Origin of the sequence: Actinomyces sp. zg328, from assembly GCF_009829635.1 — a bacterium.
In the GTDB taxonomy this organism is placed as follows: domain Bacteria; phylum Actinomycetota; class Actinomycetes; order Actinomycetales; family Actinomycetaceae; genus Actinomyces; species Actinomyces marmotae.
This window is the reverse complement of the sequence record NZ_VWPE01000003.1, coordinates 227,034-242,089: the sequence shown is the minus strand read 5'-3', so window position 1 is coordinate 242,089 and position 15,056 is coordinate 227,034. Positions and strand designations below refer to the sequence as shown.

Annotated in this window: 12 protein-coding genes, 1 tRNA gene and 1 pseudogene; 5 read left to right on the top strand and 9 right to left on the bottom strand. The window is 72.7% G+C overall.

Translation table 11 applies throughout. The features are described 5' to 3' along the window. Window positions 1–40 precede the first annotated feature (40 nt). The gene (locus tag GVV75_RS03530; protein WP_159813480.1) at window positions 41–1,669 is read right to left on the bottom strand and encodes a diacylglycerol/lipid kinase family protein; all 1,629 of its coding nucleotides are present in this window, start codon (window positions 1,667–1,669) and stop codon (window positions 41–43) included. A 1,143-nt stretch (window positions 1,670–2,812) separates the two neighbouring features. Then, window positions 2,813–2,889, bottom strand: a tRNA-Pro gene (locus GVV75_RS03525). Between the two features lie 147 nt (window positions 2,890–3,036). On the opposite strand from GVV75_RS03525, the pseudogene GVV75_RS03520 reads away from it, so the two are divergent. After that, window positions 3,037–3,892: pseudogene (locus tag GVV75_RS03520) on the top strand (SDR family oxidoreductase). A gap of 65 nt (window positions 3,893–3,957) precedes the next feature. Here GVV75_RS03520 and GVV75_RS03515 read toward each other — a convergent pair. Both GVV75_RS03515 and GVV75_RS03510 read right to left on the bottom strand, forming a co-directional pair. Further along, a complete protein-coding gene (locus tag GVV75_RS03515) occupies window positions 3,958–4,986 on the bottom strand; it encodes a metallophosphoesterase (RefSeq protein ID WP_159813478.1) in 1,029 nt (342 codons plus the stop codon). A gap of 38 nt (window positions 4,987–5,024) precedes the next feature. Then, a complete protein-coding gene (locus GVV75_RS03510) occupies window positions 5,025–7,394 on the bottom strand; it encodes a transglycosylase domain-containing protein (RefSeq protein WP_159624513.1) in 2,370 nt (789 codons plus the stop codon). Window positions 7,395–7,664: 270 nt separating this feature from the next. Between GVV75_RS03510 and GVV75_RS03505 the strand changes: the two genes are divergently transcribed. Continuing rightward, window positions 7,665–7,991 (top strand): WhiB family transcriptional regulator, encoded by a 327-nt coding sequence (locus tag GVV75_RS03505; protein ID WP_159522696.1) that lies wholly within the window; start codon window positions 7,665–7,667, stop codon window positions 7,989–7,991. A gap of 55 nt (window positions 7,992–8,046) precedes the next feature. After that, on the top strand, window positions 8,047–8,205 hold the full coding sequence (locus GVV75_RS03500; RefSeq protein ID WP_095532457.1) for a DUF4177 domain-containing protein: 159 nt from the start codon (window positions 8,047–8,049) through the stop codon (window positions 8,203–8,205). A 178-nt stretch (window positions 8,206–8,383) separates the two neighbouring features. On the opposite strand, the gene GVV75_RS03495 is transcribed toward GVV75_RS03500, so the two are convergent. Further along, window positions 8,384–9,049, bottom strand: a complete 666-nt coding sequence (locus GVV75_RS03495; RefSeq protein ID WP_413227734.1) for a Crp/Fnr family transcriptional regulator — start codon at window positions 9,047–9,049, stop codon at window positions 8,384–8,386. Between the two features lie 211 nt (window positions 9,050–9,260). Here GVV75_RS03495 and nth point away from each other — a divergent pair, with 211 nt between their 5' ends. Continuing rightward, window positions 9,261–9,902 carry an endonuclease III gene (gene nth / locus GVV75_RS03490; protein WP_328703512.1) on the top strand — a complete coding sequence of 214 codons (642 nt, stop codon included), beginning with the start codon at window positions 9,261–9,263 and terminating at the stop codon, window positions 9,900–9,902. 122 nt (window positions 9,903–10,024) lie between these two features. After that, window positions 10,025–10,921 (top strand): alpha/beta fold hydrolase, encoded by an 897-nt coding sequence (locus tag GVV75_RS03485; RefSeq protein ID WP_159813476.1) that lies wholly within the window; start codon window positions 10,025–10,027, stop codon window positions 10,919–10,921. A gap of 13 nt (window positions 10,922–10,934) precedes the next feature. Here GVV75_RS03485 and GVV75_RS03480 read toward each other — a convergent pair whose 3' ends face one another. The 4 genes from GVV75_RS03480 to GVV75_RS03465 all read right to left on the bottom strand — a co-directional run bounded on the left by GVV75_RS03480 (window position 10,935) and on the right by GVV75_RS03465 (window position 15,026). After that, window positions 10,935–11,258: a branched-chain amino acid transporter permease gene (locus tag GVV75_RS03480; RefSeq protein WP_201288693.1), complete on the bottom strand. Its 324-nt coding sequence runs from the start codon at window positions 11,256–11,258 to the stop codon at window positions 10,935–10,937. Beyond that, window positions 11,258–12,103, bottom strand: a complete 846-nt coding sequence (locus GVV75_RS03475) for an AzlC family ABC transporter permease (RefSeq protein WP_235905099.1) — start codon at window positions 12,101–12,103, stop codon at window positions 11,258–11,260. The genes GVV75_RS03480 and GVV75_RS03475 overlap by 1 nt, the downstream gene beginning before the upstream one ends. After that, window positions 12,100–13,881 carry a hypothetical protein gene (locus tag GVV75_RS03470; protein ID WP_159522706.1) on the bottom strand — a complete coding sequence of 594 codons (1,782 nt, stop codon included), beginning with the start codon at window positions 13,879–13,881 and terminating at the stop codon, window positions 12,100–12,102. Before GVV75_RS03470 ends, GVV75_RS03475 begins: the two co-directional genes overlap by 4 nt. A 113-nt stretch (window positions 13,882–13,994) precedes the next feature. After that, window positions 13,995–15,026, bottom strand: a complete 1,032-nt coding sequence (locus GVV75_RS03465; protein WP_159717709.1) for a hypothetical protein — start codon at window positions 15,024–15,026, stop codon at window positions 13,995–13,997. Window positions 15,027–15,056: the final 30 nt, after the last annotated feature.

The following is a 15,056-nucleotide window of genomic DNA, read 5'->3' as shown; positions in this document are numbered from 1 at the left end:
CTATCCAGCGCCCGGAGCCGCGGCGGACCGTTCCCCCGGCTCAGGGGCGAGGCGGGGCGATGACCGAGAGCGCCCCGGGAATGACCTCGATGTCGAGGGCTCGGGTGGTGCCGGCGATATCGCCGTCGAGCTCGAAGGGCACGGGCTCATTGGCGCGGATGGACACGCGCGACGCCTGCGCGAGCGTGAGCCCCGACGGGACCCGGCCCGCGAGCATCATCGCGCCCATGCGCGCCCAGTCGACGACCCGGTCCGGGCGGGCCAGCAGGAGGTCCACCCGGCCGTCGGTGGGGGTGGCGCGAGGGAGGATCGTCATGCCGCCGGTGATCGTGCCGACGTTGCCCAGCAGCGCCATGACCATGTCGTGCTCCTCGGGGGCGGCGCCGTCCAGGGCGATGGCGGCGCGGAAGGGCCGCGGGCTGGCGTGCTGCATCGCGGCGACGGCGTAGGCCCCGGCGCGGATGACCCTCTTGAGCTCGTCCTTCGTGTCCGCCATGATCTGGGCGTCCAGGCCCAGGCCCGCCATGACGGCGAAGATCTCCTCGCCGTCATCCCACGTGGCGCGCACGAGGTCGATGGCGGTGGGGCTGCCCGACAGGGCCAGGCGCAGGGCGGCGTCGGTGTCCAGGGGGATGAGGAGGTTGCGGGCGAGCAGGTTGCCGGTGCCCGAGGGGAGGAGCGCCATCGGCATGCCGGTGCCCGCCAACTCCCCGGCCACCGCCCTCACCGTCCCGTCCCCGCCGGCCACGAGCACGAGATCCACCCCGTGCTCGAGCGCCTGGCGCGCCATCGCGCGGCCGGGGTCCTCCGGCGTCGTCTCCAGCCACTGGGTGGGCAGCCAGCCGGCGGCCAGGACCTCGGCCTCGATGCGGCGGCGCAGGAGGGATAGGTCGAAGAACTTCGTGGGGTTGTAGATGACGGCGGCGCGCTTGTCGACGCTGCGCGTGGGAAGGCCCAGGCGCGCCCAGGAGGACAGGATCGTGTCGACACCGCCCAGGGCGAGGCTCGTATTGGTGACCGCCGCCCCCCACAGGATCCCCCCGATCTGGTCGGAGGCGCTCGCTATCCCCATCGCCCACTGGCTGTAGCAGGAGGCGATGATGGCGGCGATGCCCGCCAGCCACCACACCGCCATGTCCGAGGTGGGCCGCCGGTGGGCGCGTGTGAGCACGAGCAGCATCGAGGAGGCGATGGTCACGGCCGCGATCTGGGCGTTCGGGTACGCGCCGCCCACGACGGACAGAGAGTCGAGCAGATGCGAGTGGGGCTGCTTGATACCCAGCGAGGTGGAGATCAGCCAGTGGACCGGGATCCCGGCCGCGGCCATGAGGAGGGCCAGGGCCAGGCGGCGCATCCGCTCCTTGAAGGACCACAGCGCGAGGCCGACGATGGCCGCCGTGATGAGGGCGGGATGGGTCAGGAGCGCGTAGGCCTCGGCGATCTGGGCCCCCGCTGAGCGGGGAAGCAGGGGGGAGGACCGTGTGAAGGCCGTGTCGAGATGAGCCGTGCGGCCCGTGACCACCAGCAGGGTCCAGATGGCGAAAGCGAGCATCAGCATGACGGCGAGCACGCGTTCCATCGCCCGCCCGGCGACCTCCCGGCGGGCGCGGGCGTCGGCTGACCGGGGGGCTTTCGGCGTCGCGGCGCGGGCGCTGCTCGTCGTGCTCATCGGGCTCCTTCCAAGGCAAGGCTAGCCCTCGCCCGGTGGTGCGCGCCGACGCCGACTGAAACCCGGCCCAGCGCTCGGCGGACCGTGGGACTGGCGGGTGCGGGCGTCGGCCGTTGGGCCGGCGGGTGCGGGCGTCGACTGTGGGGCCGGCGGGTGCGGGCATCGACTGTGGGACCGGCGGGTGCGGGCGTCGGCCGTTGGGTCGGCGTCGACGCCATGAGACTCGACACTGGTGGGGCTGCCGATACTGGCGATTCTGCTGGCGTGGATGCCGCCGGGCTGTTGAGAGCACCGCTGGGCCGTCTGCGGCATCGGTGGGCTGTCTGCGGCGTCAGTGGGCCGCTCGAAGCATCGCGGGGAGCGCTGCTTTGGGCGGCGCACCGTTGCTTTGGGTGGCCCACCGCTGCTCTGGACGCGCCCAGTACTGCCCTGAAGCCCAGCGCTGCTTTGCGGCCCGCCGTTGCTTTGGACGGGGCACCGCTGGGCCGTCTGCGGCATCGGTGGGCTGTCTGCGGCACCGCTGGGCCGCCCGAAGCATCGCGGGGAGCGCTGCTTTGGGCGGCGCACCGCCGCTCTGAACGGCCCACCGCTGCTCTGGACGCGCCCAGTACTGCCCTGAAGCCCAGCGCTGCTTTGCGGCCCGCCGTTGCTTTGGACGGGGCACCGCTGGGCCGTCTGCGGCATCGGTGGGCTGTCTGCGGCGTCAGTGGGCCGCCCGAAGCATCGCGGGGAGCGCTGCTTTGGGCGGCGCACCGCTGCCCTGGACGGCCCACCGCCGCCCTGGACGCGCCCAGCGGGCTCATGTGCTCACCGCCGACGATGGCGGCCCCGGCCTTTCCGTCGTCATCCCCTCCCGAGCGGTGCCGCAGAATCGCCGTCGAGGCCAGTGGGAGCGACCGGCAGGCCAACAGAAGCGGTGACGAGGCCGGGGGCGTCGATGAAACTGGAAGCACCGGCCCTGTCACCGCCCACTCTGCCCGCCTCAGCGGCCTGGAACCGGCCGAGCCCCCCGGGCTCCCAAGCAAAAACCCACGTCATGGAAGGACCGTGACGTGGGTTTGAGTGTGAGGTCGATGGCCAGGAACTCGTCCGACGATCCCTTCAACCTTGGGGATCTCACGAACGGGCTCGCGGATCTCCTCGTGGTCGGGGTGGCGGGATTTGAACCCACGACCTCTTCGTCCCGAACGAAGCGCGCTACCAAACTGCGCCACACCCCGTGTGTGTGCAGCGGCAACTATAGCCGGGCCGCCCGCGTCGAGGGAAATTACCTTCGGCCGCCCGTCCGGTGTCGTCCATCACGGGGAGGACGCAGTCGGGGACGCCCGCCCCTTGTCCGCGCCCGCGCCACGCGGTTGACTGACCCCATGACCAGCGCGGACCTCGCTCCAGATCCCCTCCCACTCGCGCGCCGAACGGTCCTCATCACCGGGGTCAGCCGCCGCGCCGGCATCGGCCACGCCATCGCATGCCGCGCCGCCGCCCAGGGGGCCAGCGTCGTGGCCCACCACTACTCGCCCCACGACGCCGCTCAGGCCTGGGGAGCCGACGACATCGACGCCGTCATGGCCTCCATCGCCTCCCATCTCTCCGACGGCGCCCGCCTCACCCCCGTCGGCGCCGACCTCGCCGCCTCCGGCCAGCCCGCTCGCGTTGTCGCCGCCGCGGCCGAAGCGGCTGCCGACGTCGGCCACCCGTTGACCGCCCTCGTGTGCAACCAGGCCATGAGCGAGCCCGACGCCCCCCCTGCTCGACATCACCGAGGACGTCCTCGACCGGCATTGGGCCGTCGACGCCCGCGCTTCGATCCTTCTCGCTCAGGCCTTCGCCCGCGCCGTCGTCGGGGAGCGGGCCGGAGGGGCGGATGAGGAGCCCCCCGCTCCCGCCATCGTCTTCCTGACCTCCGGCCAGGCGCAGGGGCCCTTGCCCGGTGAGATCGCCTACGGCGCGGCCAAGGCCGCCATCGCCGGCATCACGCTGACCATCGCCGACGAACTCGCCGATCACGCTATCCGCGTCAACACCGTCAACCCCGGCCCGGTCGACACCGGGTACCTCACCGCCGATGCCCTCGAGTCCGTCCGCGGCATGTTCCCCTTCGGGCGGTTCGGGGAGCCCGACGACGCCGCCCGACTCATCACCTGGCTGCTGGCCGACGACGCCCGCTGGATCACCGGCCAGGTTATTAACTCCGAGGGCGGCTTCGCCCGCTGGCGCTCCTAGGCGCTCCACCTGGAACTGGGCGAGTTCGTCCGCCCGATCCCTCAGCGCGGTCCTCAGTGCGGTCCTCAGCGCGCCGGGACGAGGGTGAGCAGTGTCGCCTCCGGGCGGCAGGCCACGCGCACGGGCGTGAAGGGGCTCGTGCCCAGCCCCGCGCTGACATGCAGGTACATGTCCCCCGCTGCGCTCGGATCCCCGATGTGCCCCGGCCACTGCGACAGGCGCTGGGTGACTCTGCGCCGGTCCAGGTCGCAGTTCGTCACGAGCGCGCCAAAACCGGGGAGGCAGAGCTGGCCGCCATGGGTGTGGCCCGCCAGGGCGAGGGCGACGCCGTCACCCGCCATCTGGTTCAGCACTCGCAGGTAGGGGGCGTGCGCGAGTCCCAGGCGCAGCGCCCGCCCCGAGCGGTCGAGGATCGGCGGGAGGAGGGCGGCTGAGGCCGCGCCGTCGGCGCCGTCGTCCGGGACGGGGTAGGAGTCCCGCTCGGCGTGAGGATCATCGACGCCGACCAGGTCCACTCGCCGCCCGCGCACCGTGAGGGTCCCCCGCGCGTTCGTCAGGTCCGCCCAGCCGCCGGAGGCTTGCAACTCGATGACCTCCCGCCAGGGCAACTCCACGAGGCGCTCGCGCGCCCCCTCGGCGTCCGCCGTTCGCGGGTCGCGGCGCAGGTAGCGGGTCGGCGGTTTGAACACGGAGGAGTAGTAGTCGTGGTCCCCCAGGACGAAGGCCCCCGGCAGTTCCACGAAGGGCTCCAGCGCCCGCCGCAGCGGCTCGAGTCCCGAGGCGAAGGACAGGTGGTCGCCCGTGGAGATGACGACGTCGGGGTGCTCGGCGGCCAGATCCCGCACCCAGGCGACGCGAGCCTCTGTGCGGTCGGTCAGGTGCAGATCGGTCAGGTGGAGGATCGTGATCGGCTCCTCGCCGTCGGCCAGGACGGGCACGGAGCAGCGCCGCAGCACCGGCAGGCGCGCTTCGAGGAGCGCGTAGCCCAGGGCTCCAGCGCCGAGAGCGGCGAGGGAGCCCAGGGCGCGGGCGGCGCCAAGGCGCCGTGAGCGGGAGGAGGATCGGCGCGGCAGCGCGGTCACAGCAGTCGTCATGTCGAAGGGCCCCCGGGGTTGTGAGTGCTCGCCAGTGGTCAGCCGTTGCCGCCGGCCGGGCCGGTCGCTACGGCGCCTCCGGAGCCCGCGGGGCTCAGGCTGGTCGTGAACTCCTTGCGGCTGGCCGCCGTGGGCGCGGAGCCCGGGAGCTGCCCGGCGGGGAGGTCGGCGTCGGCCTGCGCGACCGTCCCGGGCTGATCGGCGGTCGCCGCCTGGGGCGCCTGGGCCGTCTGGGCCCCGGCGTCACCCGTGAGGCCGGGGAGCTGGCCGGACGTGTTCTTGGCGTTGCCGCCCGAGGGCTGCGCGGGCTGTCCAGCGCCCAGGCTCACCTGGGTGAAGGGCTCGGCGCCCGTCCCCGCCAGCGAGGTGTCCATGAACTGCTTCCACATGGGCGCGGGAGCGTCCGAGCCGTACATGGTGGCGTAGTAGCGCCCGCCGATGTACTGGCCGTTCATCGGCTTGGTGCCCTCGGAGTGGCCCATCCACACGGCGGTGGACAGCTGCGGGGTGAAGCCCACGAACCAGGCGTTGTCCATCTCCTCCGTGGTGCCCGTCTTGCCCGCGGCCGGCCGCCCCGCCAGGCCGTGGTTCTTGGCGGTTCCCTGGCCCCCGAACACATGCGTGAGGGTCAGGGCGACCCTGTCCGCGGCGGTCTGGTCCATGACCTGCGAGCAGTCCGCGCTCGGCACGGCCATCTCGGTGCCGCTGTGGTCGGTCACCTTGTTGATGGCGATCGGCTTGCAGTAGACGCCGTGCGCCGCGAAAGTCGCGTAGGCGTTGGCCATGTTGAGCGGGGGGACGTTCATGGTGCCCAGGGTGATCGAGGGCCGGGGGTCGATGGGGTTGCCATCGGCCTTGGTCATGCCCATCTTGGCGGCCAGGCTCGTCACCGCGCAGATGTCCATCTGCTGGATCATCTTGGCGTAGGCGACGTTGATCGACATCGCCGTGGACTGCACCACCGAGTGCGTGCCGCCCTCGCCCGGGTTGGCGTTGCCGACCTTCCACTGCTCCACGAAGGTGTCTTCGCTGCAGGAGATGTTCCAGTTGGCGGCGGGGAACGTGGTGGGGTCAGTGTTCATCGTCTCGTACCCGGACCTGCCCATCTGGTACCACTGGGCGAGCACGAACGGCTTGAACGAGGATCCCGGCTGGAAGCCGTTGTTCTCGATGCCACCGTGCTTGTAATCAGCGGAATAGGAGATCTGGGAGACCGAGGGGTCGGAGCTGTCCGTCCCGTAGGAGGTGTTCTGGGCCATCGCCTGGATCTTGCCCGTCCCGGGCTCGACGGCGACGATGGCGCCCTTGACGTTCGAGGGATCCCCGATGGGGACGTAGTTGGCGATCGTGTCGTCCGCGGCCTTCTGCTTGCGCAGGTCCAGGGTGGTGGTGATCTGCAGGCCCCCGCGCAGCAGGAGCTGGTTGCGCTCGGTGGCTGTCTTGCCGAAGAGCTCGGAGTTCTGGATCTCGCCGACGACGTAGTCGCAGAAGTAGGCCGCGGACCCCGCCGAGGCGCACCCGCCGACGTGGTTGGTCACGTTCAGGATGTCGCTGACCTGGGTCGCCACGGCCTCGTCGTACTGGGCCTGGTCGATGAACTCGTTGTCCAGCATCTTCTGGAGGACCCAGTTCATGCGGTCCTTGGCCAGATCGGGGTAGGACACCGGGTCGTAGGCGCCCGGCGCGTTGGTCAGGCCGGCCAGCAGCGCCGCCTCGGCGATGGTCATCTCCTTGGCCGAATGACTGAAGTAGTGCTGCGCGCTGGCCTCCACCCCATAGGTGGAGGGGCTGAAGGCGGCGATGTTGAGGTACCCCTCCAGGATCTGGTTCTTGGCGTCGGGCAGGGTCTTCTCCAGGGTCAGGGCGTACTTGATCTCCCTGAGCTTGCGCGCCGTCGTGGGCTCTGTGGCCGCGCGGATCTTCGCGGGGTCGCCGCTGCGGATGCCGGCCTCCACCAGGACGTTGCGCACGTACTGCTGGGTGAGGGTGGAGGCGCCCTGGCGATCGGCGCCCGCGGCGTTGGAGGCCAGCGCGCGCAGCATTCCGGTGGGGTCGACGCCCTCGTGCTGGTAGAAGCGCTGGTCCTCAACAGCGATGACCGCGTTCCGCACGTTCTTGCTGATGTCCTTGAGCGGCACGACAATCCTGTTCTCCGCGTAGAACTGGGCGATCTCCGTGCCGTCGGCTGCCCGCAGGACCGAGACCTGGCTCGGCTCAAGCACCTTGAAGTCATCGGGCAGGTCCTCGAAGAACTCCCGTGATGCCTTCGAGATCACGCTCGCCGCCCCCACGAAGGGCACGGCGAAGCCCGAGACGAGCAGGCCGCCGACGGTGGACATGACGATGAAGGCGAGGAGGGCGGACAGGAGTTGCTGTGAGTCGAGGGTGCGGGCAGAGGTCTTCGACATGGCCCCAGACTACGTGCTCAGTGGATTCCATGCAGCGCAGGGTGGCGGGGGTCGCACCCGGCGGCCCGGCTTCTGCCCGAGTGCTGGATGACCGGCTCCGCGACGGCGCACCCTCCCCAGGCCGCGCCCAGGCGGCTATCGGCCGGCATTCAGGCGAGTCTGTACAACGGCGCGGGTCGGAGCGGATTTGGTGGAATGGGCCCGACTGCCTTACCGTCGGAGTGTGTGACGGGTCTGACAACGATGCTGGACCTGACCGCTGGAGATGGGATGAGAATGATCGACCAGACCTGGGCGGCGCGCGCGGCCTGCGCGGATGCGGAGCCTGACCAGCTCTTCGGAAAGGGCGCGGAGCAGCGAGACGCGCGGACCTTGTGCTTCACCTGCCCTGTGAGGATGGAGTGCCTTGCCGAGGCCCTCGACTCCGAGTCGTCCTTCGGGGTGTGGGGCGGTCTGACCGAGCGTGAGAGACGCGCTCTGCTGCGGCGCTTCCCCGAGGTTGAGGACTGGGGCGAGTGGCTGCGCCGGGAGGACGACGAGCTCGTCGCTGAGATCCACGCCCGCCGGGCCCCCAGGATCCTGGCGCGAGCGCGCTGAGCGCCCCGTCGGCCAGCGCTTCCCGCCAGTCCCGCCGACTCGTAGGCTTGGCGGCATGACTACTTGGGAATACGCCACCGTCCCCCTACTCACCCACGCCACCAAGGCGATCCTCGACCAGTGGGGCGCCGACGGCTGGGAGCTTGTGCAGGTCATCCCTGGCCCCACCGGCTCGGAGAACCTGGTCGCCTATATGAAGCGCCCCCGGGCCTGAACCGCCGGGGCGCCTCGGCGCCCGAGAGCGCCAGCGGAGTCGGCGCCCGAACTTCCGGGCGCGCGCCGGGCGGGCTCACGGCCGAGGGGCCGACTCGCGCAGAGCCGGCCCCTCGGCCGTTCGTCGTGGGTTGATAGGCGCCAAGGCGCGGGCCCGCCCAGCGGGGCCCGGCGGGGCCTCAGCGGGCGCGGCGGCGCAGGCGATCGACGTCGAGCAGTGTGACGGCCCGGCCCTCCAGGCGGATCCAGCCGCGCGAGACGAACTCGGCCAGCGACTTGTTGACGGTCTCGCGGGAGGCGCCGACGAGTTGGGCGAGCTCCTCCTGGGTGAGGTCGTGCGGGACGTGCACGCCGTCGTCGGTGGGTGAGCCGAAGCGGTCGGCGAGGTCGAGGAGGGCCTTGGCCACGCGTCCGGGCACGTCGGAGAAGACGAGGTCCGCCAGGGCGACGTTCGTGCGGCGCAGGCGCTGGGCGAGCGCCCGCAGCATGTCCTTGGCCAGGGCCGGGTGGGTCTCGATGAAGCTCATGAGCTGGTTGTGCTCCAGGGCCAGCAGCTCGGTGGGGGCAACGGCGGTGGCCGTGGTGGAGCGGGGGCCCGGGTCGAACAGGGTGAGTTCGCCGACGACCTCGCCGGGGCCGAGGACGGCCAGGAGGTTCTCGCGCCCGTCCATCGAGGCGTGGCCGAGCTTGATCTTCCCACTGAGCAGGATGTAGAGCCGGTCACCGGGGTCGCCCTCGTTGAAGAGGGTCTCGCCGCGGCGCAGGGCGGTCTGCGCCATCATGGCCCTCAGCTCGTCCTGCTCCTCCTGATTCATGCCCTCGAAAAGTGGGATTCTGGAAATCATGCTGTCTTCCACGAAGATCCTCCAGTGCTATCGGTGCGGTGGTACTCGGGCTCGCAACGGCGTCCGATCCCTGCCGGGGGGCTCCCGGAGGCAACTTGGCGAGCGCTGGCGCCTATCCTGCCATGCCTTGTGACATGAGGCACGCAGTCGCGGGTTGTAGTCTCGCAACAGTTGGCGACCAATGCAACGCCGCTCGATTCGGAGGGGATGGATGAGGGAATCGCTCGCGGCGCGGGCCCGGGCTGTTGATGATGAGCTCGCGGTGCTCTATCCGGGCGCGCATTGCGCGCTGGATCATGACGGGCCCTATCAGTTGCTGGTGGCCACGGTCCTATCGGCGCAGACCACGGATGCGCGGGTCAATACGGTGACCCCGGAGCTCTTCGCGCGCCTGCCTGACGCCGTCGCGCTGGCGGACGCCGATCCGGAGGCGCTGGAGGAGATCATCCGCCCCCTGGGGATGCAGCGCACCCGGGCGGCGCGACTCATCGGCCTGGGCCAGGAGCTGGCCGATCGCTTCGACGGCGTCGTCCCGCCTGATCGCGAGGCGCTCACCTCGTTGCCGGGGGTGGGCCGCAAGACCGCGCACGTGGTGCTGGGCAACGCCTTCGGCGTCCCCGCGATCACGGTGGACACCCATGTGGGTCGGCTGGCGCGGCGCCTAGGGTGGACCGAGCGGGCCGACCCGTTGCGGGTCGAGCGCGATATCGCGGCGCTGTGGGAGCCCGAGCGCTGGACCGATGGCTGTCACCGGCTCATCGAGCACGGCCGGGCCGTGTGCCGCGCCCGCTCGCCGCGCTGCGGGGACTGCGCGCTGGCCGCTGAGGGACTCTGCCCCCGCGTTGGGGTGTAGAGACGCCCCGCTTGCCGAGACCGGTCGAAAATAGGAGCGAAACCGGTCCACGGACCGGTCTCGCTCCTATTTTCGACCGGTCTCGCTTATAGGGGGTGGTGGGGCGCCGATAGGGTGGGGTCATGCCAGTCGCCATCGCCCGCCCCGGTCCGTGGACCCACCGCGACCTCACCGCCGGTGGGACCCGCTTCCACGCCGCTCTGGCCGGGCCGGAGGACTCTGACTTCCTCGTCCTCCTCCTGCACCCTTTCCCGGAGTGCTGGTGGGCCTGGCGCCACGTCATCCCGCGCCTCGCCGAGGCCGGGCACCGCGTCGCCGCCCTGGACCTGCGCGGATTCGGCGGCTCGGACCGGCCTCCCTCCGGCTATGACCTGCACACCCTCGCCGACGACGCCGTGCGCGTCGTCGCGGCCCTCGGCCACGAGCGGGCCGCCGTCGTCGGCGCCGGCCTGGGTGGGCAGGTCGCCTGGGTCATGGCCGGGATGCGCTCCGACCTCGTCGCCGGGATCGTGCCCGTCGCCGCCCCGCACCCGGTGGCGGTGCGCTCCCTGCTCGGCCGGGCCTTCTTCTCCGGCACCGCCCTGCAGCACCTGTCCCTGCGCGTCCCCGGGCTGGCGGAGCGCACTCTCACGACGCACCGGGGCATGGAGCGGGTCCTGCGCTCCTGGGTCGGCCAGGGCAGGGTGGGCCGCGTCCTGGCCTCCTCCGACTACTACGCCGACCTGCTCGCCCGGCCCGGGGCCGCGCGCGGCCCCATCGAGACCCTCAAGCGCAGCCGGCTGCGCCGCGCCGAGATGACCGCCCTGGCCGCCCCGATCGCGGTGCCCGTGCTGTCCATCCTGGGGGAGAGCGACCCGGTCCAGCCCGCCCAGGCCCATGCCCGGGACACCCACCACGTCTCGGGGCTCATGCGCACAGCGGTGCTGCACGGCGTCGGCCACTTCCCGGCCGAGGAGGCCCCTGACGAGCTCGTCGAGGCGATCCTGCCCTTCCTGGCGGAGGTCGCCCCGGCCGCCTGAGGGCGCGCCCTCCCTACGCGATGGCCAGGCTTGCCGCCACGTACACGGCCGTCCCGCCGATGAGCGACAGCCCGATCGAGCGGCGCCACAGGTGCAGCCCGGCCGTCGACGCGATGCCGGCGACGGCGGGAAGCCAGGACGCCGGGGCCAGGCTCACGCCGTCGAGCGTGTAGGCCGTCAGGACGATCATGACGCCCAGCGGCATGGCGTTGGCCAGGAAGGCCAGCAGCGGTGAGCGCCTCCCGCGCAGCAGCGCGAAGGGCGCGAGGCGGCAGGCCAGGGTGATCGCGGCCACCACGACGACGGCGATCGCGATCCCGGTATTCGACAGCGGCATCACTCGCCCCCGTCCCGGCACGTCGCGCCCGGGCCGGCCGCGCACTGGTCGGCCGTCTGCGGGCGGGCCGTCTGTGGGCGGGCCCGGCCCGCGCCGCCGTGATCGAGGCCCCGGCCACCGACGCCCTCGGCGCCAGGCGCGCGACGTTGCCGCACGGCGTACAACCCGACGAGCCCGAGGGCCAGCGTCCCCAGCGCGCTCAGCAGTGCCGCCGAACCGCCCAAGGCCAGGCCCACCGCCCCCGCCATGAGCCCGACGCCCAGGGCTGCGGCATCGGGGTGGGCGCGCCAGTTCTCAATGGCCAGCACGACGAACAGCGCGGTGAGCACGAAGCCCAGCAGGCTGATCCTCTCGCCGACCGCGTCCGCCAGCCATCGCCCGGTCAGCGCCCCCGCCGTCGCGCCGGCGACCCAGGCGGAGTGGCTGATCACCTCCACGGTGAGCACGTACCGGCCCGTCATCGCGTGGCGGTCCTTGGAGGACAGCAGCGCGTAGACCTCATCAGTGATCGCGTGGACGGCGTACAGGCGCGCCAGGGCCCGGCCTCGCACGCGTTCTAAGGGGAAACTCAGCCCGTAGAAGACATGCCGCCCGGAGACGAACAGCGTCGAGGCGGCGATCGCGCCCAGCGGCACGCCCGCCCCGGCCAGCGGCACGAGCAGCAGCTGCATCGTGCCCGAGTAGATGGCGACGCTCCACACCGGTGCCCACCACCAGGCCAGGCCCTGGGCCGCCAGGAGTATCCCCGCGGCCGATCCCAGTGTCAGATAGCCGACGACGATCGGCGTCGCATCGCGGGCGGCGTCCCTGATGCTCGCCATGGTGGCGGGCGCGGGGGCCGTCATGAGGCCTTGCGCACGCGGTCGATGACCTCCTGCTCGCGGCGCCCGGCGCGGCGCGCGGAGTGGGAGACGATCCCGACCATGAGCACCACGATGCCGACTAGGAGGAAGGTGCCGCGGGACAGGTCGAGCCACAGGAACTCCAGGAGGTCCTTGCCCAGGGAGGTGCGGTCGGCCGCCGCGCCGAGGGCCTGCTCGAGGACCCGATGAGTGGCGGCGGGGGAGATGAGGCCGGGGATGCCCGCCAGCGCCGTGAGAGCGCCCACGAGGATCGTGCCCAGGGAGGAGCGGCGCGCCATCCACAGCCCGATGCCCAGGCAGAGGGCGCTCAGGGCGATGACGATGACCCCGTTGACGCTCATCGCGCCCTCGGGGTTGCGGGCGGCGGTGGTCCCGAAGGAGTGGCGCGCCGAGTGCCCGAAGAACCAGGACAGGGGCAGCAGAACGACGGCGATAAGGATCCCCGCCCAGTGCGCTCCGAAGCGAGAGGCGGGCTTGCCGACGACGGTCGAGCCATCCAGCAGCACGTCGTCGTCGACGTCTGGCTCCTCATCGACGAAAGCCGGCTTGCGGGCTTCCGCGCGACGACGGCGCCGGACGGGGGCCGCGGCGGGTGAGGCGGCGGAGGCGGTGTCGTCCTCGCCGTCGGAGGCGCCCGGGGCGATGACGGAGGACCAGTCCGGAGCGGCCTCCTCGGGCGAGGCCACCGGCGCGGCCGTCGAGGAGGGCAGCGGCGGCGCGGGGGGAAGGGGACTGGAGGAGGGGTCTGGCGTCCAACTGGACTTGCTCGTCCAGTGCGAGCCGGAGGGCTCCGGCTCGTCCGGGGCGCTGGCCGCCTCGACGCGCAGGGCGGGGGTTCCAGCGCCGGGCGTGGGGGCGGAGCCGCCGGTGAGCGCGCTGGTGGCGCTAGTGGGACTGGTGGCGCTAGAGGCGCTGCTCGCGCTGGCGCCGCTGGCGCCGCTCACGGGGGCGCCAGCGATCCCGGCGTCATCGGCGCTCGCGGAGGCCCCAGCATCGTCCACGGCCTGAGAGCCGTCCCTTGCGGCGTCCTCGACGGGGACCGTCTGCGGGAACAGCGAGCGGCGCCGCACCGCAGTCGACTCCCGCTCATCATCCGGGTCACGGGGGCGGCTGCGGCGCCGGATGGGGGCGCCGGGAAGCGGGGGAGGGACCGTGACGGCCTGCGCGGTGGCCTCGGGCTCCGTCATGACGGGCTCGTCCGGCGGGGCCCCGGCGGCGGCCGGCTCAGCGCCGTCGTCGGCCATCCCGCCTGCGGCCTCCTCGTCCCCGGCCTCCTCGCTCCGCTGGGCGCGGGCGGCCTGGGAGGCCTCATACTCGGCCTCGATCTCCTCGTCGGAGCGGAAGGGGTCGGAGGCCGGGCGCCCCATCGGGTAGGTCGCGGGGCCCACGGCCAGGGCCTCCTCGTCCAGCGCGGCGAAGCCTTGCCCGGCGTCGTCGGTGTTGTCGGTGTTGTCGGCAGCGGCGCCTTGATCGTCCTGGATGTGCCCGTCGCGAGGGGCTCCCTCGGCGTCCCGCGCCTCCTGGCCGCGCCGCGCGGCGAGGGCCGCGCCGGTGCCAGGGGGGATCGCCCCGGGCAGCCCGTCGGGAAGGGAGGGGCCGCCAGTGGTGATGATCTCGCCGTTGTCGCCGACGATGGGCGCCGGGGCGGGCAGCTCCAGGGAAGGAGCGGGCTCGCCGGCCGAGTCGAGGGGCTCGATGGTCTGCTCCGGAGTGCTGGCGCTGCCGAGCTCATCGGGCTGGTCGGGACGATGGGTGGTCACGGGGCCTCCTTCTTCGGGGCCACCGTAGTGGCGGGCGGGCGCCGCGCCCGGGAGGCGTGCCGGTGGCCCGCGGATCGCGCGCTCGCGGGCGTGGGCCCGGCTGCGGAGCCAGCCTAGGCCTCCAGGGCGACGGCGCGCTGGTCGGCCCAGGACTCCTTCTCATCGGCGATGCCCTGGCGGCGCGCCACATGGGCCCCCCAGCCGATCGCGCTCACGACCGCGCCCAGCATGAGCACGGCGCTGGCCGTGGGGTCGGTGGTCAGATGGGGCACCAGCGCGCTCTTGCCGGAGGCGGACGCGGACAGGAAGGCCGGGAGTGCCCCGATGAACACGATCGGGCCCGCCACCCTGGCGCCCAGGGAGGAGCGCGTGACGCCGGCGCCCGCCCCGATCGAAGCGAGGAGGATGCCGGCCAGAGCCCACGGGGAGACGGGCGCGTCGCCGCTGGCGACGATCGCGGGGTGGGCCCGGTCCGCCAGGGCGATCGAGGCGAGTGAGCAGACGGTCACCCACGCCAAGGAGAAGAGGTGGTCATTGCGGCGCGACGGCGGGGCGGTGGGAGTGCTGCCCTGCTCCTGGTCCAAGCGCCCCAGGCGCGCGGACAGGCGCGCCCACGCGCGCCCGGTGCGGCGCGCGTGGCGCAGGCCGAGGGAGCCGCCGATCAGCAGGCCCGCCAGGATGAGCACGGCGCCGGTGGGGATGAGCTGGCGGGCCCAGGCATGCGGCGCGGAGGCGGCGCGCCCGCTGGAGGCGAGGATGGCCGCCTGCGCGGCGAGCGCCACGAGGCCGCCGATAAGGCCGCCCAGGGAGGAGCGCCGGCCGAAGGCGGCCTGCACCGCCGTGCTCACGATGACGAGCGCTATGAGGAGCCCCACCCCAACGAGCAGGCGGCCCTGCGAGGAGGCCTGGCCGGCGAGCCCGGTCAACGCCAGGGTGAGGGGCGCCACTGCGGCGCCCAGTGCTGCGGCGGCGATGTGGTCGAGGCGGCGCCCGCGCGGCGCGGGGGAGCCCATGGGGCTGGTCTGGGAGGCGGGGGCGGGGTCAGCGGCGGGAGGGGGCGTGGGGGCGCCGGTGGCGGCTCCACTGCCCGGTGGCGGCACCGCGCTGGGATGAGCGCCCTGGGGATGGGATTCCGAGGAGGTCACGGGCTCAGAGTAGTTCCAGGAGGCCCGTAG

Coding starts and splice junctions, on each gene's coding strand:
- GVV75_RS03530 (WP_159813480.1), bottom strand. CDS start 1,669: ATGAGCACGACGAGCAGCGCCCGCGCCGCGACGCCGAAAGCCCCCCGG.
- GVV75_RS03515 (WP_159813478.1), bottom strand. CDS start 4,986: ATGACGACTGCTGTGACCGCGCTGCCGCGCCGATCCTCCTCCCGCTCA.
- GVV75_RS03510 (WP_159624513.1), bottom strand. CDS start 7,394: ATGTCGAAGACCTCTGCCCGCACCCTCGACTCACAGCAACTCCTGTCC.
- GVV75_RS03505 (WP_159522696.1), top strand. CDS start 7,665: ATGAGAATGATCGACCAGACCTGGGCGGCGCGCGCGGCCTGCGCGGAT.
- GVV75_RS03500 (WP_095532457.1), top strand. CDS start 8,047: ATGACTACTTGGGAATACGCCACCGTCCCCCTACTCACCCACGCCACC.
- GVV75_RS03495 (WP_413227734.1), bottom strand. CDS start 9,049: ATGATTTCCAGAATCCCACTTTTCGAGGGCATGAATCAGGAGGAGCAG.
- nth (WP_328703512.1), top strand. CDS start 9,261: ATGAGGGAATCGCTCGCGGCGCGGGCCCGGGCTGTTGATGATGAGCTC.
- GVV75_RS03485 (WP_159813476.1), top strand. CDS start 10,025: ATGCCAGTCGCCATCGCCCGCCCCGGTCCGTGGACCCACCGCGACCTC.
- GVV75_RS03480 (WP_201288693.1), bottom strand. CDS start 11,258: ATGCCGCTGTCGAATACCGGGATCGCGATCGCCGTCGTCGTGGTGGCC.
- GVV75_RS03475 (WP_235905099.1), bottom strand. CDS start 12,103: ATGACGGCCCCCGCGCCCGCCACCATGGCGAGCATCAGGGACGCCGCC.